Origin of the sequence: Intestinimonas sp. MSJ-38, assembly GCF_018917925.1 — a bacterium.
Classification (GTDB): domain Bacteria; phylum Bacillota; class Clostridia; order Oscillospirales; family Butyricicoccaceae; genus Pseudobutyricicoccus.
This window is the reverse complement of the sequence record NZ_JAHLPO010000015.1, coordinates 56,916-75,052: the sequence shown is the minus strand read 5'-3', so window position 1 is coordinate 75,052 and position 18,137 is coordinate 56,916. Positions and strand designations below refer to the sequence as shown.

Annotated in this window: 19 protein-coding genes; 4 read left to right on the top strand and 15 right to left on the bottom strand. The window is 54.4% G+C overall.

Translation table 11 applies throughout. The features are described 5' to 3' along the window. Positions 1-148 precede the first annotated feature (148 nt). The 6 genes from KQI26_RS10425 to KQI26_RS10400 all read right to left on the bottom strand — a co-directional run bounded on the left by KQI26_RS10425 (position 149) and on the right by KQI26_RS10400 (position 5,842). Positions 149-1,543 carry an MATE family efflux transporter gene (locus tag KQI26_RS10425; RefSeq protein ID WP_216504359.1) on the bottom strand — a complete coding sequence of 465 codons (1,395 nt, stop codon included), beginning with the start codon at positions 1,541-1,543 and terminating at the stop codon, positions 149-151. 118 nt (positions 1,544-1,661) lie between these two features. Then, a complete protein-coding gene (locus tag KQI26_RS10420) occupies positions 1,662-2,384 on the bottom strand; it encodes an HAD family hydrolase (RefSeq protein WP_216504358.1) in 723 nt (240 codons plus the stop codon). A 335-nt stretch (positions 2,385-2,719) separates the two neighbouring features. Continuing rightward, positions 2,720-3,688 (bottom strand): DUF4097 family beta strand repeat-containing protein, encoded by a 969-nt coding sequence (locus tag KQI26_RS10415; RefSeq protein ID WP_216504357.1) that lies wholly within the window; start codon positions 3,686-3,688, stop codon positions 2,720-2,722. Further along, positions 3,685-4,266 (bottom strand): DUF1700 domain-containing protein, encoded by a 582-nt coding sequence (locus tag KQI26_RS10410; protein WP_216504356.1) that lies wholly within the window; start codon positions 4,264-4,266, stop codon positions 3,685-3,687. The genes KQI26_RS10415 and KQI26_RS10410 overlap by 4 nt, the downstream gene beginning before the upstream one ends. After that, a complete protein-coding gene (locus KQI26_RS10405) occupies positions 4,253-4,582 on the bottom strand; it encodes a PadR family transcriptional regulator (RefSeq protein ID WP_118428517.1) in 330 nt (109 codons plus the stop codon). The genes KQI26_RS10410 and KQI26_RS10405 overlap by 14 nt, the downstream gene beginning before the upstream one ends. 123 nt (positions 4,583-4,705) lie before the next feature. Continuing rightward, positions 4,706-5,842, bottom strand: coding sequence for a glycosyltransferase (locus KQI26_RS10400; protein ID WP_118748414.1), 1,137 nt, complete (start codon positions 5,840-5,842; stop codon positions 4,706-4,708). Positions 5,843-6,115: 273 nt separating this feature from the next. Between KQI26_RS10400 and murC the strand changes: the two genes are divergently transcribed. Further along, entirely contained in the window at positions 6,116-7,498 is a 1,383-nt protein-coding gene (murC, locus tag KQI26_RS10395) for a UDP-N-acetylmuramate--L-alanine ligase (RefSeq protein ID WP_118428519.1), read from the top strand. 220 nt (positions 7,499-7,718) lie between these two features. Here the strand turns inward: murC and KQI26_RS10390 are convergent, their stop codons facing one another. From KQI26_RS10390 to KQI26_RS10365, 6 genes are all read right to left on the bottom strand, one after another. Then, positions 7,719-8,474 (bottom strand): glycosyltransferase, encoded by a 756-nt coding sequence (locus tag KQI26_RS10390; protein ID WP_216504355.1) that lies wholly within the window; start codon positions 8,472-8,474, stop codon positions 7,719-7,721. Continuing rightward, the gene (locus tag KQI26_RS10385; RefSeq protein WP_253292795.1) at positions 8,471-8,905 is read right to left on the bottom strand and encodes a hypothetical protein; all 435 of its coding nucleotides are present in this window, start codon (positions 8,903-8,905) and stop codon (positions 8,471-8,473) included. Before KQI26_RS10385 ends, KQI26_RS10390 begins: the two co-directional genes overlap by 4 nt. Then, the gene (locus KQI26_RS10380; RefSeq protein ID WP_216504354.1) at positions 8,902-10,380 is read right to left on the bottom strand and encodes a glycosyltransferase family 39 protein; all 1,479 of its coding nucleotides are present in this window, start codon (positions 10,378-10,380) and stop codon (positions 8,902-8,904) included. Before KQI26_RS10380 ends, KQI26_RS10385 begins: the two co-directional genes overlap by 4 nt. A 410-nt stretch (positions 10,381-10,790) precedes the next feature. Continuing rightward, entirely contained in the window at positions 10,791-11,594 is an 804-nt protein-coding gene (locus KQI26_RS10375) for a metallophosphoesterase (RefSeq protein ID WP_216504353.1), read from the bottom strand. A 73-nt stretch (positions 11,595-11,667) separates the two neighbouring features. Further along, the gene (locus KQI26_RS10370) at positions 11,668-11,892 is read right to left on the bottom strand and encodes a hypothetical protein (protein WP_216504352.1); all 225 of its coding nucleotides are present in this window, start codon (positions 11,890-11,892) and stop codon (positions 11,668-11,670) included. Further along, entirely contained in the window at positions 11,879-12,100 is a 222-nt protein-coding gene (locus KQI26_RS10365) for a helix-turn-helix transcriptional regulator (protein ID WP_253292794.1), read from the bottom strand. Before KQI26_RS10365 ends, KQI26_RS10370 begins: the two co-directional genes overlap by 14 nt. A 139-nt stretch (positions 12,101-12,239) precedes the next feature. Here KQI26_RS10365 and KQI26_RS10360 point away from each other — a divergent pair, with 139 nt between their 5' ends. The 3 genes from KQI26_RS10360 to KQI26_RS10350 all read left to right on the top strand — a co-directional run bounded on the left by KQI26_RS10360 (position 12,240) and on the right by KQI26_RS10350 (position 13,957). Next, on the top strand, positions 12,240-12,680 hold the full coding sequence (locus KQI26_RS10360; protein WP_118428525.1) for a helix-turn-helix transcriptional regulator: 441 nt from the start codon (positions 12,240-12,242) through the stop codon (positions 12,678-12,680). An 84-nt stretch (positions 12,681-12,764) separates the two neighbouring features. Next, on the top strand, positions 12,765-13,118 hold the full coding sequence (locus KQI26_RS10355; protein WP_216504351.1) for a helix-turn-helix domain-containing protein: 354 nt from the start codon (positions 12,765-12,767) through the stop codon (positions 13,116-13,118). After that, the gene (locus KQI26_RS10350) at positions 13,052-13,957 is read left to right on the top strand and encodes an IS3 family transposase (protein WP_216504365.1); all 906 of its coding nucleotides are present in this window, start codon (positions 13,052-13,054) and stop codon (positions 13,955-13,957) included. Before KQI26_RS10355 ends, KQI26_RS10350 begins: the two co-directional genes overlap by 67 nt. Positions 13,958-14,023: 66 nt before the next feature. Here KQI26_RS10350 and KQI26_RS10345 read toward each other — a convergent pair whose 3' ends face one another. The 3 genes from KQI26_RS10345 to clpB form a co-directional block, all read right to left on the bottom strand. Continuing rightward, complete coding sequence (locus KQI26_RS10345) at positions 14,024-14,488, bottom strand: holin family protein (RefSeq protein WP_118748483.1); 465 nt, start codon at positions 14,486-14,488, stop codon at positions 14,024-14,026. Positions 14,489-14,491: 3 nt separating this feature from the next. Continuing rightward, positions 14,492-15,193 carry an N-acetylmuramoyl-L-alanine amidase family protein gene (locus KQI26_RS10340; RefSeq protein WP_216504350.1) on the bottom strand — a complete coding sequence of 234 codons (702 nt, stop codon included), beginning with the start codon at positions 15,191-15,193 and terminating at the stop codon, positions 14,492-14,494. A gap of 339 nt (positions 15,194-15,532) precedes the next feature. Continuing rightward, a complete protein-coding gene (gene clpB, locus KQI26_RS10335) occupies positions 15,533-18,121 on the bottom strand; it encodes an ATP-dependent chaperone ClpB (protein ID WP_216504349.1) in 2,589 nt (862 codons plus the stop codon). Positions 18,122-18,137: the final 16 nt, after the last annotated feature.

Here is an 18,137-nt window from a genome sequence, read left to right as displayed (position 1 = left end):
CAGGATCAAGGCAAAGCTAAAGGGCTTGCCGCCTGCAAGTCACAGACAGCAAGCCCTTTCGGCTGCTTGAACAATTTTTACTTCAAAATATTGTCTAACTTTTTGGGGTCACTTCACTGCGGCCCGGCGGCTTTTGACAAACCATTCCCTATTTTTCAGCCAACAGCTGCTGATCTTTTTGGTATTTTTCCAAGGCCCGGCGGCGCCAGGGGCTGAACTTGTAAAACAGGCTCATAAAGGTGGCCCCCACGCACCAACCGATCACCATACTGTAATACAAAGCATCGGCACTATGGAACAGAGAAACCAGCCAATACATCAGCGGGATACGGATCAGACAGAGACAGATCATGGAATTGATCATGGGGATGATGGTATTTCCTGATCCACGCATCACGCCGGTGAGCAGATCGCTGACGGCAATAACCCAATAAAAGGGGCAGAGAATACGCAAAAGATGCATCCCTTCCCGGAGCAGCTCCGGCTCCGGGGTAAAGAGCATCAACGGGTATTTGCCGAAGAAAAACAGCAGCACCGAAAGTCCGCCGGTGATGGATACCGTCAGCAACAGCCCCTGACGGCAGCCCTTTTCCACCCGTAGGATATCCCCTGCACCGATGTTCTGCCCGGTAAATGTGGTCATGGCCAGTCCCAGGCTCATCAAAGGCATGACGCAGAAAGCATCCACTTTCATGGTGACCACATAGGCCGCCATCACATATTGACCAAAGGAATTGATCATGCTCTGCACCAGCATCATTCCAGCGGAAAAGGCCGTCTGCTGAATACCCGAGGGCAAACCCAGGCGTACCATCCGCCCCAGCATATGCAGGTCCGGGTGGATGAAATCCCGGGACAGTCGGGTGTATTCCTCCATATGATGCAACCGCCAGCCGCTGAAAAACACCGAAAGGGTCTGAGCGATCACCGTGGCCCAGGCTACGCCGGCGGCGCCCCAGCCGCAGACGATGACAAAGAACAGGTCCAGAATGATGTTGATGATGCTGGCGATGCCCAAGGCCACCAAGGGTGTGCGGCTGTCGCCCAAAGCCCGGAGAATGGAGGCCACCATGTTATAAAACATCATGGGAGTGACGCCGCAGAAAATCACCCGCAAATAGCTCACCGCCATGGGATACACCTTTTCCGGTACCCGCAAAGCCCGCAGGATCACCGGAGCCAGGGGCAGACCAATGGCTGTGACCAAAAGTCCCAAGGTCAGTGTGAGAAGCATGGCGGTGTTCACCGCCCGCTGAATATTGCCGAAGACCTTTCCACCGAAAAACTGGGAGATCAGAATACCAGCACCCAGGCTCATACCCAAAAACAATCCCACCAGCAGCTGGATCACCGGGCCGCTGGTACCCACGGCGGCCAGGGCCTCGCTTCCCACAAAATTGCCCACCACAGCGGCGTCCACCGTGTTGTATAGCTGCTGAAACAAATTTCCCAAAAGCAGCGGCAAGGCAAAGCGCAAAATCTGTTTCCAGGGCGTTCCCTGAGTCATGTCCACCGCTGTACTTCCCATTCTTCCTCTTTTCATATTTTCCGCCTACAGGCGGTCCCCCCCTTTCTGATTGTTCCCCCTTTGGAAACAGTATAGCAGAAAGGGTACGCCGGGGATATCTGCCATCTTCCATAGAATTCCCCGGGAAATTTTATCAAAATGTGCCAGAAACCCCGGCCGGAGCAAAAATCCGCTCCACCAGTCCCCGCAAAGTATCACTGCAAGAATCGGCACCGCAATCGGCTTCCTTGTGCACCAACGCCGCAGGAATGCCGCAGTTTCTGGCCCTTTGGATATCGGCCACCGGGTTGTCTCCCACCATCAGGCACCGGGCTCCCTTGCCGGCTTGTTCCAAAGCCAGGTGAAAGATCTCCGGCCGGGGCTTATCCCAGCCCACCTGCCCGGAAACCACCATACCATCCAGCAAGGGAGTGAGACCCAGTACGGTTGTGATTTCCTCCAGTTCCGGATAATTGTTGGAAAGCAGCACATTCCGGCAGCCTTCTCTGCGGCAATATTCCAGCGCCCAGAAGGTATCCTCAAACAAATGGTATTTTTCCGGCCGGAGAATCTCGCCCCGTACCCGAGCCGCGGCGTTTCGGGCGATTTCTGTTTTCACACCAGCCTGCTCATAGGCCCGGGCAAATTGCTTTTCCATATAGTTCCACCACTCCGCCCCCTGCAAACGGTGGTAATTCTCTTCCGACTGATCCCAAGGATAACAGGTGCGGGTCAGAGGGCGCAGCTGATCAAAACCGATATTTGTCTCAGGGTCGGCCTGTTTCAAAGCATCACAGATGGAATTGGTCCACAAATGGCGGGAATGGGCCAAAGTACCGTCAAAATCCCAAAAAATCACATCAAATCGCTGGGGCATCGCAAAGCCCCTCCTTTCCAGCGTAAGGGCAAATATCCGCTCCAGTATACCATGCCCTCTTTCCCTTCGCAACCGGGCCTCCTCATGGAAAAAGCGCGGGAGGTTCCCCGCGCTTGAGCATGCCGAAAAAGTGGCAAAAGCCACTTTTTCGGATTTTTGCAAGGGCCTGCGCGCACGCCTATGGCGCACACTTGGCCCTTGATCGGTGTAAAAACCGCCGCACAAGTCGCCGGTTTTTACAAATTGATGAGGGAGTGGACAAACATTCCCCCCTAATCAGATAAGTTTTCGGCAAACTGAAGTTCAGGAACCTCTCCCAAAATTTTAAGCTATATTCAATCGTCAAATTCCAAATTGATCAGGCCGGTCTGGCTTTGCAGATGAACGGTGTTATGCCCCTGGCCTCCTGATGTGCTGCCCGGGTTCCCATTCACCGCCACGAGACCCTGCGAAGAACAGGTATAGGTATAATTCTCCTGGCGTCCATCCACATCCACATTGATGACACCGCTCTGGCTTGTCACTTCCAGCTGCCCCAGCAAGGCTCCTTCCACCGATATGGCGCCGCTGACCGCATTCACCCTGGCCGTGCCGATGTTTTCTTCTTCCAGGGAAATGGCTCCCGACTGGGTCTCCAGCAGCAATGCGGTACACATTTTCACATCCACACTCATGGGAGCGGTTTGGGTCTGCACCGTGATGCTGGTGGCCAGAATGTCATCCTCCAGCTCCAACGATACTGCTCCGCTGTCGCTTTGGATATTGATCTCTTCCATAGCACTGTTTCGCGGCATGGTAATGACCACTTTATGTCCGCCCATTTGGGTCAGGTCTCTTTGCTGCTTCACCGTCAGCTCCCTATTGTCCAAAGTGTAGGAAACAGCATCCACCGTCTCTTCTCCATAACAGGCGATGGCAAACCCGTCTCCCTCCTTCACTTCCACCGGAAGCTGGCGCACATCCACTTTGAGCGATCCAAACTCCTCCAGCTGCCGCCGGGTGACTGCATCTTCTCCCATCAGGTTCCAATCGTCATCCCCATCGGGGATGCGGCTCATAAAATCTCCTTTGTCCAGGTCGTCCAAGGCATCCAGCATTTCATCCAGTCCGTCCAGAAGACCATGACTGGTGCTGCTCCCCTGGGAAAAGCTAATTCCCCAGGGGGTGATCTCCAAAGAGGCCCCCGGCCGGTTCAGGCGCAGGCTAGTCTGGCCGCCCATGGCCGCTCCGGCCGCCGCCATGGCGACGCCCACCACTCCCACGCCTACGCAAAGGAGTACAAAGTTACGAAAGCCCTTTTTCATTGCCGAACCCTCCTCCGATTCACAAAATCACTGGCCCAGTCGGTGATTTTCCGGAAACAAAAAATACCAAACCGAACAAAGAGAGCCACGAACAACACACCGAAAGCCAGCAGAGCCAGCCCGCTTCCCAGAAAATAGAGCACGGTGCCGCTTCCCAGACCACCGGTAAACAGCGCTGCTCCCATACTGGCCCCACCCATAACAACCACGGCCACGGCAGCCACCAGCAGTCCGCCTACGCACAACAGTGCGGCTAGAGCCATACAGCACACCACCAGCACCCCGGCGGCCATCAACGGCAGCGCAATGGGAGCGGCACAGATCATGGCAATGGCCGAGATCAGTCCACGGCTCCTTTTCGGTGCGCCTGCAGGTTCCCGGGCCGGTGCAAAGCCTCCGCCCAGCACTTCCCGTGCCACCTGCTCAGGGCTTCCCAGCTGACGCAGCACCTCCTGCTCCCGTTCCGGGCCAGCGTCTTCAAAATACTCGGTATAGTAATTCATCACATCCCTCCGGTCCTCCGGAGGCATATCCTGGATCAATGTGCGCAATGTGGTGAGAAAGTCATCCTTCGTCATTCTCGTGCCCCTCCTTGAGCAAAATCGTATCCACCCGGCTCTTATACAGACGCCACTGCTGCCGGTATTCTTCCAGCCTCTCCACGCCTTGGGGGGTAACCCGATAATAGCGCCGGTTCCGTCCCTGATAGGGCTGGTCATATGTGTCCAGGCATCCGTCCTTCTGCAAGCGGCGAAGCACCGGATACAGCGCGGTTTCCGACACCTCGATCACCTGGCGCACTTGCTGGGTCAGCACATAACCATAAGCGTCCCCCCGGGAGAGCACCGCCAGCACACAGGCGTCCAGCAGCGCGGCCCCCAGCTGAAATGTCATGGAATCACCTGCTTTCTGTTTTGTTATCAATATTATATATCAAATAATATATTTTGTCAATAAGCATTTCTTCCAGGGCAGCAAAAAGCCGCCGGTTTTTCCGGCGGCTTTTTGTATTCTGGTTTATAATGCAGCATGGCCCGGCACTTGCAATGTGGTGATAAACTGGCAGATGTCCTCCAGAGCATGGGGCTTAGCCACTGTTTCAATGGCCCGACGCATCTCCTCCCGACGGCGGGGGATGCTCAGAAGCAGATTGACCGCTTCATCCAGGGGGAATGTTTTGGTAGCGCTGACCGCCAGGCCGCAGTTGAGGAGAAATTCCAGGTTCCGCTCTTCGTGCCCGGCGATGGGATTGACCACCACCATGGGCAGCTTTTTGGCCAGGGCCTCGCTCACCGTCAGGCCGCCGGGTTTGCTCACCAGAATGTCGGCGGCATCCATCATCTCCTGCACATTGTCCACAAATCCGTATACATGAAGATGTTCAAAGCCGTGCTCCTGCCGGTATTTTTCAAACTGCTTCCGCTGCTTTTTGTTTTTGCCGCAGACGATGAGCAGCTGGAAGGAATGACGAAGATAAAGCAGCCGCTCCACCTTGCTGGCCGCCAGGCCGTAGCCCAGGCCGCCTCCCATCATCAGCACCACATCCCCTTCCGGCAAAAGCCCCAGTTTTTTCCGGGCCTCTTCTTTGGAAAGGCTTTCATTGAACTTGGGATGCACCGGAATGCCCAAAGGCTTAATCCTCCGTTCGGGAATCCCCCGTTTGACCCCCCGGTAGGTGAGCACTTCACTGGCCGTCACCACATAATCCACACAGGACACTGTTTCCCAGTAAGGGTGGATGGTATAATCGGTGACAATGCCCACGATACGGGCCCGGGTCTTGCCCCGCATTTTCAGCTCATTGGCCAGCTGGGCGGCAAACACATGGGTACACACGATCACATCGGGATCGTAATCCTCCACCAGACGGGCCAGCTTATAGGAACACAGCCGATTGACCAGGCTGAAGATGTTCTTCTGATCCACCTCCACGCCGCCTTCCAGATAATCGTAAACCAGCCGATAGATATCAGGGGCCACCTTGGTATAAATGGCGGTACTTTTGTCCAGAGTTTCGGAAATAAAGTTGTTGATATATTTATATACATCGATGGTATGGGCACCACCGCCCATCTGGCGCAGACGGGCCTCGATGGCCATGGCCGTGGCCGTATGCCCCCATCCGGTGGATACCGTCAAAATCAAGGTTTTCATGGTTTTCCCCTCTCTCCGTTCCATTCCAGTTCATTATAGCATTTTCGTATTTTTTTGTATAGGAGAAAGGGGAGATTTTACTTTTCCACCATCTCTATGAAAATTTCTATTTATATTCTATGGAAAATGCTATATAATAAAGTGAGGTTTTAAGGCCAGAGTCTGCCTGAACGCAAAAACGGACTATGCCAGTCCCTTTCTTTTCTGGCTTGCCTTTTCATTTTAAAAAATACTCCATCCCTGCCCTGGGCAGGGTGAATAGGATGAGAACATATGAACTATCAGCACCTGAAACAACTGATCGAAGAGCACAAAGTCATTCATCTCTGCGGCATCGGCGGCGTCTCCATGCGGGCCTTGGCCCGCCTTCTTCAGCAGATGGGCGCCACCGTCCAGGGCAGTGATCGGGATCACTCCCCCGCCGTGGCCATGCTCCGCCGCCAAGATATCACCGTTTACATCGGCCACAGCGCCCAGCAGCTGGGGAATGCCGCTTTGGTCATCCGCACTGCCGCCGTTCCCGATTCCAACCCGGAAATTGAAGAAGCCCATCGCCGGGGCCTTCCCGTTCTGGAACGGGCCCAGGCCTGGGGCCTTCTGATGCAAGGCTACAACCACGCCCTTTGCGTGGCCGGTACCCACGGCAAAACCTCCACCACCTCCATGCTCACCGAGGTGCTCCTTTGCGCACATATGGACCCCACCGTCATGGTGGGCGGCGAGCTGCCCATGATCGGCGGCAGCCTGCGCATCGGCGCCAAGGATCTGTTTGTGGCTGAGGCCTGTGAATACCGGAACTCTTTTCTGAGCTTTCTGCCCACCATCGCCATTTTGCTGAACATCGAACGGGATCATCTGGACTTTTTCAGCAGCACCGATGATATCATCCACAGCTTCCACCGCTTTGCCTGTCTGGTGCCGGAGAAGGAAGGTCTGGTGGTGGCCAACGGCGAAGATCCCCATGTGGAAAAAGCCGTAACCGGTTGCAATCGGCGGATCATCCGCTTTGGTCTGGAACCCCGCTGGGATGTATATCCCCAGAATGTGGAAGTGAACCTGGGGTATTATTCCTTTGATATCATTTGCTTTGGAGAATTTTACTGCCGGGCCACCCTTCAGGTGCCTGGAGAACACAACATGAAAAACGCCCTGGCTGCCGCTGCAGCCTGCCATGCCCTGGGCGTTTCCGGCAAAGCCTTTGCCGCTGGTTTGGGCGGCTATACCGGCGTAGGCCGGCGCTTTGAGCGGAAAGGCACCTTCCAGGGAGCTGTGATCTACGATGATTACGCCCACCATCCTGACGAGATCATCGCCACATTGAAAACGGCCAAAAGCATGGGCTATGACCGGGTGATCTGTGTATTCCAGCCCCACACCTATTCCCGTACCCAATCCCTGTTTGAAGAGTTCGCCAAAGCCCTTTCCTATGCGGACATCGCCGTGCTCACCGAGATCTATGCCGCCCGGGAGACCAATGTAAACCATATCTCCTCCAAAAGCCTGGCCGATCGGATTCCCGGCGCCGTTTTCACCCCCACCCTTCCCGAAGCTGCGGAATTCATCCGCCGGCAGGCCCGCCCGGGGGATCTGATCTTCACCATGGGCGCAGGGGACATTTACAAGCTCTTTGATATGCTTCCCCATGAAGAAGTTTGATTGTTCAAATTTTATTTAAAAAAAGTGTATGCACTCTTTACATTTGATCGTTAGAATATAAACTGTGATCAGGGTGAAGAGAACAACCCCCTGCGGGATCCCCCCTCCCGCTTCACACTCTTTTCCCTTTCATCTCTCTTTTCTGTTTCTCATATTGTTTCACTGGCCCCGAAAGGGCCAAAAAAGATCCGGCCATGAGGCCGGATCTTTTTTGCACTTTTCAGATTTTTCCTCGACGCAGCTGCCAGGCGGTTTTCAGGCTGTCCTTCATGGTGCGCAGCACCCGCATTTTGCTTTCCCCGCCTTTGTTGTCATAACGCAGGGAGAACGGCACTTCGTCAAAGCGGCAGCCGCTGCGGTAGAGCTTGTACAAAAGCTCCATCATGCAGGCGAAAGAGCGCTGGGTGATCAGCTTGTCCCCGTATTTTTTCCGGGCGCGCTGAAGGCTCTGGTAGGTATAGGCCCGATAGCCGCAGGTGTAGTCCTTCACCTTGGGCACCCGAAGCATGAGGGAATAATAGAGCTTGGCCCCATCGCTGAGAAACAGCCGGTGACGGGGCACACCGTGAACCTCGGCGCCGCCCTGGTAACGGGAAGCAATGACCACATCGGCTCCCCGGCGCACCGCCTGGATCATGGAATGGACATACTTAGGGTCATGTGTGTTGTCCCCATCCATCAACACACACAAATCTCCCGGCACGCCGTGCTGGAGAAAATAGGTCACCGCCGTATTGACACCGCCGCCCAGGTTCATATTCTTTTCATGGGCCACCAGATGCACCTGGGGATGTTCCCGCTCCAGCTGGCTGATCTTTTCCTTTGTGCTGTCGGTGCTTTTGTCGTCGATGGCTACCACCTGAAGGGAAAATCCCTCCTTTTTCAGAACCTCTTCCTGCTCCAGCCAACCCAGGGTCAGAGGAATGATGTTCTCTTCTTCGTTATAACAGGGCAGGCAGGCAAACAATGTATTCATTTGCTTCTTCTCCTTTTCACACAAGCATACAAACCTTTCCGCAGGAAATAGAGGGCGAAAAACGGTCCCACGATGGAACATCCTTTGGAAACGAGAAAGGCCAGATTTTTCCCCATCATCCCCTGGCACAGGGCAAAGACAGTGGTGATGATCCAGTTGGCCAAAAGCAGTCCCAGCAGGAAGGTGCCGAAATAAATCACCGCTCCCACTGTGCCGAACTCCATGTCAAACACCTGGCCGGAAGCCAGACCATAGTGGATCACCTGACCCACTACCACCCCTGCGGTGTTGGCGATCCCCAGCCCTACCCCCATGCGGATGGACAGCACCCACACAATGGCCGCATCCACCACCGTGACAAAAATGGATATCAGGAGATATTTCAAAATCGGGGGCAGCTTTTCGTAAGCCCCCCGCAGTTGTGCCATCATACTTTCCCCTCCAGGTCAAAAATCAAACATTCTTCCCCTTGGTACACCAAAGGATACTGGGTCTGCAGCAGCTCCAGGTATTCTTCCCCATCTTCCCCCGGAATCACGCCGCCCGGAACCACAAAATACCGAACGCCATGGCCCAGGAAATAGGCAAGCTCCTCTTCCGGCTCTTGCGGAATATAGTCGTAATACCGGAGATTGGCCCGATAGCCCATGCGCTGGCAAGCGCCCAGCAGCACCGGATCCGACGAGGCCACTGCCAGCACATCTTCCTCATCGGTCACCTTCTGAATCACCTGAGCCTGGGCGGTAATGGTCTCATTGACAGACGCCATGGGCCAGGCTACCGTCAGGCTGTGATAAAATACGGCGGCGCACAGCACACACCCCAGCACCGCTCCGGCTTTGGGAATCGCTTTTCCCACCTCCAGCAGCAAAGCGGCGCACAAAAGGGAAAACAGCGGCGCCAGAAACACCATATAATATCCGAACCGGATGACGGCCACAATGGTGGCGGTCTCCAACGCCATGGACAGCGTCCAGAGAAGAAGAGGCAGGTTTTTTCGCTTCAGGCAGCACAAAACTCCCAGCACCATTCCAATCAGCACCGGCCAGCTGAAAAACAAGGGCATTTCCCGCTGGAAAAACTCCCATGCCTGGGAAGTGAATATGGCGGTGAAGGCACTTTTCAAAATGTGCTTTTCTGCGATCCCCGATACAAAAGTAAAGGTGGCCACCTGTCCGGCATACCAATAATAAAGCAGAGGCAGGCCCAAAGACAGCGCTCCATAGCCATAAAACATGGGGTCTTTAAAGCTGCGCAGCCCTCTTTTTTTGAAAAAGAGCACCAGGATCATCAGCCCGGCAAAAGCTGTCGGCGTCTTTTCCATAATGGCCAAGCCCATCATCACCCCGGAGAGTGCCAAAGCGCCCCCTCCTCCGCCCTGATACCAGCGGAGGAAGAAATAGATGGCAGCTGTATAGAAAAACAACGCTGCCGCTTCCGGCATGATGGCCCGGCTGTACAGCAAGCTGATGGGCATGACCAGATAAACAGCAAAAGCCCCAAAAGCCGCCCAACGATTTTTCAGCAATCTGCGGCCAATGCCATAGCAAAACACCGCCGAACCCATGAAAAACAGCAGGCTGATCAGCCTGGGCACCCAATAGGGCTCCCGCCCCATTGCCTTGAACAGCAAAGCCGATAGATAGGGCATCACCTGCAGTTCCAGCTGTACATAGTTGTCCCCAGGCCCGTCGTAATTGAATTGGGGCCGCAGGGGATTCATATCCAGCCGGGCGTAATTCTGGGCAATGGTATAGGTATCGGTCTGGCGCCAGCTATCGTAATTTTCCCAAGGCGCTTGATCCAGTCGAGGCAGCTGGAACAAAAAAAATGCCGCCAGCAGAAGGGCCAACAGCCAACAATCGGCCCCGGCACTGCCGGAGGTTTTCTTGAAAAGAGCCTTCATCGGTCTTCCCCTTTCCTGGGTTCAGAGCCACAAAGGCCCATGTATTCATTTTTTAGTTTACACCGCCCCCGGGGCCTTGTCAACAAAAGGCGGTTTGATGGGACAAAAAGAAAGCAGACTGTCGAAAAACCTATATAACAAAAAGGGTCGTCCGCCCTACCCCTATAAATCCGCAAAAAGCCGCGACCTGTGCGTGGCTTTTTGCACTTCTCAAGGGCGGGGCGCCCCGCTGGTCCGGTGTCCGGACGGCCATACTTCCTTTGCTTTTCTGCGTACAACCGGCCCGGCGCGGGAGCGCAGTATGGGAGCGGAGGCACTCCGCCAGCCCCTTGCAAAAACTCGAAAAAGTGGCCTAAGCCACTTTTTCGACACGCTCAAAGATTCCTCGGAAATTTCCGAGGAATCTTTTTTCATGATCCCATAGGTTTTATCTGGAGCACCTGACGACTAGGTGACAGGGCTACCGGCCAGAAGGACACAGTTCCGTCCCCCTCCATGCGGCACAGGTGATAGCACCACTGGTCGGTATACACCGCTCTGTGCTCTTCCATATCGATGCCAAAGGCCAGAGAACCGGCGGTGTAATGGGGCACGCCTCCCCGCCAGCCGTGGAAGGAACAATGGAGATGCCCGGCAAAAACGCCCCGCACCTTTCCATTTTCCAAAAGCTCAAAATATTCTTCCGGCGCTTCCATAGGCCCCCAGGGCTGCTGGCCTACCACCGGATGATGGAGAATGACAATATTTCCCCGGGGCGTTTTTTGCTCCAAAGACTTGCGCAAAAATTCCAGCTGATCCGGAGGCAGTGTGCCGTCTGTCCCATGGAGGTAGGGGGAATCCAATGTAATAATACCCAATCCCTTCACCTGGGTGTAGGCCAGATAGGGACCGGCGTCCTCTGTATTCTCTCCCAAAAACCCCCGTCGGAAGGCCAGGCGATGGTCATGGTTCCCCATGGCGCAGCACAAAGGAACTCCCGGCAGTTTTTCCTCCAGCAATCTTTTCAGCGCCTTATAGTCCTCTTCCTCTCCCTCGTGGACAAGGTCGCCGGTGAGCAGCACAAAATCCAATGCTTTCCCCTGGAGCTGACAAAGGCAGTCCTTCAGATTGTCCCAGGGGTCCCGAACCTCCCGGGCCACCCGCTGCATGAAGGGGCTGCTTCCTCCACAGGTGAGGTGGGTATCGCTGATATGGGCAAAATGCAGTGTTTCCATAGCCATTCCTCCCTTTTCCTTTGCTTTGATTGTAGCAAGGGAAAAACGAGATTGCAATGATTTCCCCAAGGACTCAACTCACCTTGCCCCAGCAATAAACCGGCACTCCCTGGAGTTTGGTATGGAGCAGCCGCCGGCCGTCCTCCAGCTGCTGGCCGCCGTCCTCCCAATAGGAAAACGCATCAAAAAAGGTTTCCGGCGGCACCATCATTCCTTCCGGGCCCACATAGAGCCGCCTTTCCCCGATATGTTCCCACAATGTTGCTGCCTGAAAAAGCAGTTGTTTACTCTCCTCCATCCTTTTTTCCCTCCTGGGTTCCTCCAAAGGTCATCTCCGCATAAGGTACACCGTACACCTGCTCCATCTTTTGGATCACCGGTACATCGGGATAGGAAACGCCCCGTTCGTAATTGCCGATGGTGGAAACCCCCACCCCCAGCAGTTTTGCCGCCTCCTGACGGCTCAGGCCCTTGTTGATCCGGGCCGCACGCAATGTCAATGCCATCTGTTCTTCACTCCTTTTCTGATCTTGCATTTATTGTAATACGATTTAATCGTTTTGTCAACAATTAAATCGTATTTTTTCATTGTCCTCTTGCAGTTCATACGATAATATCGTATAATTGCACCAAGGGGTTGATTGTATGAACGATCTGGGCAATAAAAAAATCATGGGTGAAAACATCAAACGGCAAATGGCCCGGCTGGGCGTCAGCCGCAAGGAAATCGCCAGCGCTTTGCAAGTGCCCTATTCCACCGTGTGCGAGTGGATCAGCGGCAATGCCTATCCCCGCATTGACAAAATCCAGCTGCTGGCCCAATATTTCGGCATTACCAAGGCCCAGCTGGTGGAGGCCCCGGGGCAGGCTCCCCTACCGGACGATCCGCCGGTGCGGGATGTGGCCCAAAAGCTGTCGGAAACCCTGGCCATGCTGGAAGAGGCCGGAGATGGTTTGATGTTCGACGGCGAGCCATTGGACGAGGAAACCCGCCAGCTGCTGCGGGCCAGCCTGGAAAACCAGCTGGAAATGACCAAACGCCTGGCCAAACAGAAATTCACCCCCAAGAAATACCGAAAAGAATAAAAAAACAGGCCCGGGAGTGAAAATGAACTGCACCCCATTTGTTAGACAGTATGGTATACTATCTAACAAGTGGGGTGTTTTGCTATGCCAAAAGGAGTACCAAATAAACGATATACGCCGGAATTCAAAAAACTGGTGATTGAAACCATGCAGAAAGAGAAATTGAGTTACAGCGAAACCTGCCGTAGATTTGAGGTAAACAGCAGAGATCGAATCAAATCATGGGAGCGAATCTACCTGGAAGAAGGGCCGGAAGGGTTCGCCATCGAACGGCGCGGCCGCGAAAGTAAAGGCCGTCCGCCAAAGCATCTGCCAAAGGATGTAGAAGAAGATCTGCTGGCAGAGGTTCAGCGGCTGCGTGCGGAGAATGAATACCTAAAAAACTTGCAAGCCTTGGTTTTGGAAGACGAGCGACGCCAGCACAAAAAACGCTGGTAGTTCAAAAGCTAAGGCAAAAACACGCACTCAGTATTCTGCTCTCAATCGCTCAACTGCCCCGTGCATCTTTCTACTATCATTTGAAGCAGATGCAGAGAGAAGACAAATATGCATCTGTTAAGGAAGAAATCGCAGCAATTTACCACGAAAACAGGGGTCGGTACGGCTATCGCCGGATCACGGCAGAGCTTCGCAAGCGTAAATTCTTTCTGAACCACAAGACTGTCCAGCGGCTGATGAAGGAGTTGGGCTTAGTTTGCCGTGTCAGGATGAAGAAGTATCGCTCCTACAAGGGAGAAGTAGGCAAAATTGCACCAAATTTGCTAAATCGGGACTTCTGCGCCGAAAAGCCGAATCAGAAATGGGTCACGGATGTGACGGAGTTTAGCCTGTTCGGAGAAAAGCTCTATCTGTCCCCGATTCTCGATTTGCACAGCAACGATCTGGTTAGTTACACCATATCGGATCGTCCTGTGCTCAGCATGGTAACCACCATGCTGGACGAGGCGTTTGCAAAGATCCCGGCCGGAACAAACCTGATTCTCCATTCTGATCAGGGCTGGCAGTACCAACATAAACAGTATCAACGGATGCTCCGAGAGAAAGGCATCCGGCAGAGCATGAGCCGTAAGGGGAACTGTCTGGACAATGCTGTGATAGAAAATTTCTTTGGGCTGCTCAAAAGTGAACTATTGTATCTGCAGGAATTTCAGTCCATGGAGCACTTCAAACAGGAGCTCATTGAGTATCTGGACTACTACAACAACCACAGGATCAAGGCAAAGCTAAAGGGCTTGCCGCCTGCAATTCACAGACAGCAAGCCCTTTCGGCTGCTTGAACAATTTTTACTTCAAAATATTGTCTAACTTTTGGGGGTCACTTCACTATGCTCCGCGCCTGTTTTTTATTTTTTCCCCACCAGCTTATCCCCACTTTCTTCCACACCGGTATGGAGCACTGCAATGATGTTTTTGAGAAAAGCGGGAACTTTCGCCCCCATCTCTCCCACATTTTCCACAATGCTTCCCATTTCGGTGAGGATATACCACACCAGCACCACCGGACACAAAAGCACGGTATAGGTAAACGGCAAACGCAAAGGCAGGTTTTTCAGCACCAATCCCAGCAGAAAATCGGCCAAGGCGGCCACGATCACTGCCAGGATGCTGCCGGCCTTGTGCCAAAGCCCCTCCCGGGCCTTCTGGCTTTGCCAGTCTCCGTTTTTGGCCGCAAGAGCGCTGCCGGTAAGATAATCGATGCCCATGCTCACGGCATAGAGCACCACCAGCCAGCCCATCCAGCCCAAAAAGGCCGAAAGAGCCGCCATCAAAGCGGTGACCGTTTTTTTCACTTCCAACAGTTTATCCATCCATCATCCCTCCTTTTTGTCCAGTAATCCCGCCCTGTCCATCCACACAATGGTCTGAAGGTTCAGACCAGGCAGGGTCACCGAGTTGTCCTCATTGGTGTCGATCACGCCCTGGGCCACGGCCTTGCTCACCGAGCTTCTAGCCCAATCCGGCATTTCTTCCAGCCAATGATAGGTCGTTTTTGCCCATGCAGGCAGTTCCATTTCCCATTCCTCCTCTTGCAATCTGTTCTGAAAATCTGCCCATGCTTCCGGCTGCTCCACAAAGGGGGCCGGGCAGTTTTTTCCCGTTACATCGTAATGACGCAGCACATGTTCCGGCCCCAGGCCGTATTTTTCCATGAGCGAACGGGTGAGCAAAGCGGCCCGCTCCACCGTCTGGGGAAGAAAAACATATCCCCCTTCCCCTTTCCGGCTGCACAGTTCAATACCGATGCTGTTATGGTTGCGGCAATGGGGATGGCGATAGCTTTTGGCCCCGCAGTGATGGGCAGTATCCCCCTCTTTTACACTTTGCCACACCTCCTTTTCATCCACAAAATAGTGGGCCGATGTATGTCCCCCGTTTTCCCTTGCAAAATAGGCGGCATTGCCCCGGGCGGTATCTCCATCGTTGGCCGTGTAGTGGATGACCAGGTAGCGAACAGGCTCTTTCCGGCCCCGGGTATAATTTTCCGGTGCACAGGCCTTATACTGTATATCCATTTTCTCCTCCTTTCCAGGCCGGCTTATCTTCCCTCCTTTCTCCGGCCCTTTCCTTTACCATACCCTTTCTCCCTGGTCTTTTCCGTCTTTTCGCACATAAAAAAAGGACCCTCTCGGATCCTTTGAGCATATCGAATAAGTGGCCTCCGGCCACTTATTCGAATTTTTGCAAGGGGCTGCATGCACGCCTTTGGCGCACACTTGCCCCTTGAGAAGTGCAAAAAGCCACGCACAGGTCGCGGCTTTTTGCGGATTGATGAAAGGTAGGGAAAACCCTCTTTGTTTGCGATACAGGTTTTCGACAGCTTAAAAAAAGGACCCTCTCGGGTCCTTTTTTCTTTACTTTTTCCGGCAGGTGAGCTCTCCATCTTCCACATCCAGCACCAAAGTGCTGCCTGCAGGCAGGTCGCCCCGCAGGATGGATTTGGCGATCAGCGTCTCGGCACTGCTTTGCAGATACCGCTTCAAAGGCCGGGCGCCATAGATGGGATCATACCCCCGCTGAATCAGCAAATCCTTGGCCTCTGCGGTCACTTCCAGGGCCAGGGTCTTATCCGCCAGCCGCTTTTTCAGACCGGCCATGAGAATGTCGATGATGCCTGTCAGGTTTTCCTTGGTCAAAGGCTTGAAGAGTACCACTTCATCCAGGCGGTTGAGGAACTCCGGACGGAAGGACTGCTTCAGCAGACTCATCACGGCATTTCTCGCCCCTTCGGAAATCTCCCCGTCCTGGCTGATGCCGCCCAACAGCTCCTGGCTGCCCAGGTTGGAGGTGAGGATGATAATGGTGTTTTTGAAATCCACCTTCCGGCCCTGGCTATCGGTGATGTGGCCGTCGTCCAGGATCTGAAGCAAAATGTTGAACACATCGGGGTGGGCCTTCTCCACCTCATCGAAGAGCACCACACTGTAGGGCTGGCGGCGCACTGCTTCGGTGAGCTGGCCGCCCTCGTCATACCCCACATATCCCGGAGGGGCACCGATGAGACGGGACACCGAGAATTTCTCCATGTATTCGGTCATATCGATGCGCACCAGGTTGTGTTCATCGTCAAAGAGGCAATCGGCCAGAGATTTGGCCAGCTCGGTTTTGCCCACACCGGTGGGGCCCAGGAACAGGAAGCTGCCGATGGGCCGGCCCGGATCGGCGATGCCAGCCCGGGAACGCTGGATGGCTTCGGTGACAAGGCGCACCGCTTCATCCTGGCCCACCACCCGTTTGTGGATCACTTCGTCCAGGTGCAGCAGCTTCTCCCGTTCTCCTTCCATCAGACGGCTTACCGGGATACCGGTCCATTTGGCTACAATGTCGGCGATCTCCCCTTCGGTGACGGTGTCGTGCACCAGAGTATTTTCGGTGTGCTTTTCGCTTTCACTTTCAGCCTGCTGGAGCTGTTTTTCCAGCGCAGGCAGATCGGAGTATTTCAGCTTGGCGGCCTTTTCGTATTCCAGGTTGTTCTGGGCCTGCTCGATCTGACCATGCATCTGCTCGATCTGGCTCTTCAGCTCTTTCACCCGATCCACACCGCTCTTTTCGGCCTCCCAGCGGGCTTTCATGGCATTGAACTGGTCTTTCTCCTCGCTCAGTTCCTTGGCCAGCTGCTGGAGACGGTCTTTGGACAGCTGATCTTCTTCCTTCTTCAGGGCCATTTCCTCGATCTCCTGCTGCATGATCTTCCGCCGCAGGTCGTCCAGCTCAGCTGGCATGGAGTCGATCTCAGTGCGGATCATGGCACAGGCTTCGTCCACCAGGTCAATGGCCTTGTCCGGCAAGAAACGGTCGGTGATGTACCGATGGGATAGCGTGGCCGCCGCCACCAGGGCATTGTCGTGGATGCGCACGCCGTGGAAAACCTCATACCGTTCTTTCAGGCCACGAAGAATGGAAATGGTATCCTCCACTGTGGGTTCATCCACCATCACCGGCTGGAACCGGCGTTCCAAAGCGGCATCCTTTTCGATGTATTTCCGGTATTCGTCCAAAGTGGTAGCGCCGATGCAGTGCAGCTCACCCCGGGCCAGCATGGGCTTGAGCAAATTGCCTGCATCCATGCTGCCTTCGGTTTTGCCAGCGCCTACAATGGTATGCAGCTCATCGATGAACAGGATGATCTTGCCTTCCGATTTGCGGATCTGTTCCAGCACGGCCTTGAGCCGCTCTTCAAATTCGCCCCGGTATTTAGCACCGGCAATCAGGGCACCCATATCCAGGGAAAAGATTGTCCGGTCCTTCAAACCCTCAGGCACATCTCCCCGGACGATCCGCTGGGCCAGCCCTTCGGCAATGGCCGTCTTGCCCACGCCAGGCTCGCCGATGAGCACCGGGTTGTTCTTGGTTTTCCGGGACAGAATCCGCACCACATTGCGGATTTCAGTATCCCGGCCGATCACCGGGTCCAGCTTCTGGCTGCGGGCCCGCTCCACCAGATCGGTGCCGTATTTCTGCAAAGCGTCATAGGTGTCCTCCGGGTTGTCGGAATTCACCGGGCCGCTTTTTACTTTGGCCAGTTCCTGGGTGAACCGATCTTTCGTCACGCCCCGGGAAGAGAGCATCTTCCGCAAGGAAGCCGGGCCTTTGTCCAACAGGGCCAGCATCAGATGTTCCACCGATACATAGCCGTCGCCCATTTTCTCTGCGATCTTCTCGGAGAAATCCAAGGCCTGGCTGGTTTCCGGCGCGGCATACACCTGGGTGTTGCTGCCGGTGACCTTGGGCAGATTCCCGATCATGGTGTCCAGCTGGGCCACAAGGCCATCCTGATCCACACCCATCTTCCGCAAAAGCGAGCCGATGAGCCCGCCGTCCTGATCCACCAGGGCATACAACAGATGCTCCGGCATCACATATTGATTCTGATTTTCCTGGGCCATCTGCTGGGCTGTGCGGATGGCATCCAGTGTTTTCTGTGTATAGCGATTGGCATTCATTGTTCTTCACCTCATT

Coding starts and splice junctions, on each gene's coding strand:
- KQI26_RS10425 (WP_216504359.1), bottom strand. CDS start 1,543: ATGAAAAGAGGAAGAATGGGAAGTACAGCGGTGGACATGACTCAGGGA.
- KQI26_RS10420 (WP_216504358.1), bottom strand. CDS start 2,384: ATGCCCCAGCGATTTGATGTGATTTTTTGGGATTTTGACGGTACTTTG.
- KQI26_RS10415 (WP_216504357.1), bottom strand. CDS start 3,688: ATGAAAAAGGGCTTTCGTAACTTTGTACTCCTTTGCGTAGGCGTGGGA.
- KQI26_RS10410 (WP_216504356.1), bottom strand. CDS start 4,266: ATGACGAAGGATGACTTTCTCACCACATTGCGCACATTGATCCAGGAT.
- KQI26_RS10405 (WP_118428517.1), bottom strand. CDS start 4,582: ATGACATTTCAGCTGGGGGCCGCGCTGCTGGACGCCTGTGTGCTGGCG.
- KQI26_RS10400 (WP_118748414.1), bottom strand. CDS start 5,842: ATGAAAACCTTGATTTTGACGGTATCCACCGGATGGGGGCATACGGCC.
- murC (WP_118428519.1), top strand. CDS start 6,116: ATGAACTATCAGCACCTGAAACAACTGATCGAAGAGCACAAAGTCATT.
- KQI26_RS10390 (WP_216504355.1), bottom strand. CDS start 8,474: ATGAATACATTGTTTGCCTGCCTGCCCTGTTATAACGAAGAAGAGAAC.
- KQI26_RS10385 (WP_253292795.1), bottom strand. CDS start 8,905: ATGATGGCACAACTGCGGGGGGCTTACGAAAAGCTGCCCCCGATTTTG.
- KQI26_RS10380 (WP_216504354.1), bottom strand. CDS start 10,380: ATGAAGGCTCTTTTCAAGAAAACCTCCGGCAGTGCCGGGGCCGATTGT.
- KQI26_RS10375 (WP_216504353.1), bottom strand. CDS start 11,594: ATGGAAACACTGCATTTTGCCCATATCAGCGATACCCACCTCACCTGT.
- KQI26_RS10370 (WP_216504352.1), bottom strand. CDS start 11,892: ATGGAGGAGAGTAAACAACTGCTTTTTCAGGCAGCAACATTGTGGGAA.
- KQI26_RS10365 (WP_253292794.1), bottom strand. CDS start 12,100: ATGGCATTGACATTGCGTGCGGCCCGGATCAACAAGGGCCTGAGCCGT.
- KQI26_RS10360 (WP_118428525.1), top strand. CDS start 12,240: ATGAACGATCTGGGCAATAAAAAAATCATGGGTGAAAACATCAAACGG.
- KQI26_RS10355 (WP_216504351.1), top strand. CDS start 12,765: ATGCCAAAAGGAGTACCAAATAAACGATATACGCCGGAATTCAAAAAA.
- KQI26_RS10345 (WP_118748483.1), bottom strand. CDS start 14,488: ATGGATAAACTGTTGGAAGTGAAAAAAACGGTCACCGCTTTGATGGCG.
- KQI26_RS10340 (WP_216504350.1), bottom strand. CDS start 15,193: ATGGATATACAGTATAAGGCCTGTGCACCGGAAAATTATACCCGGGGC.
- clpB (WP_216504349.1), bottom strand. CDS start 18,121: ATGAATGCCAATCGCTATACACAGAAAACACTGGATGCCATCCGCACA.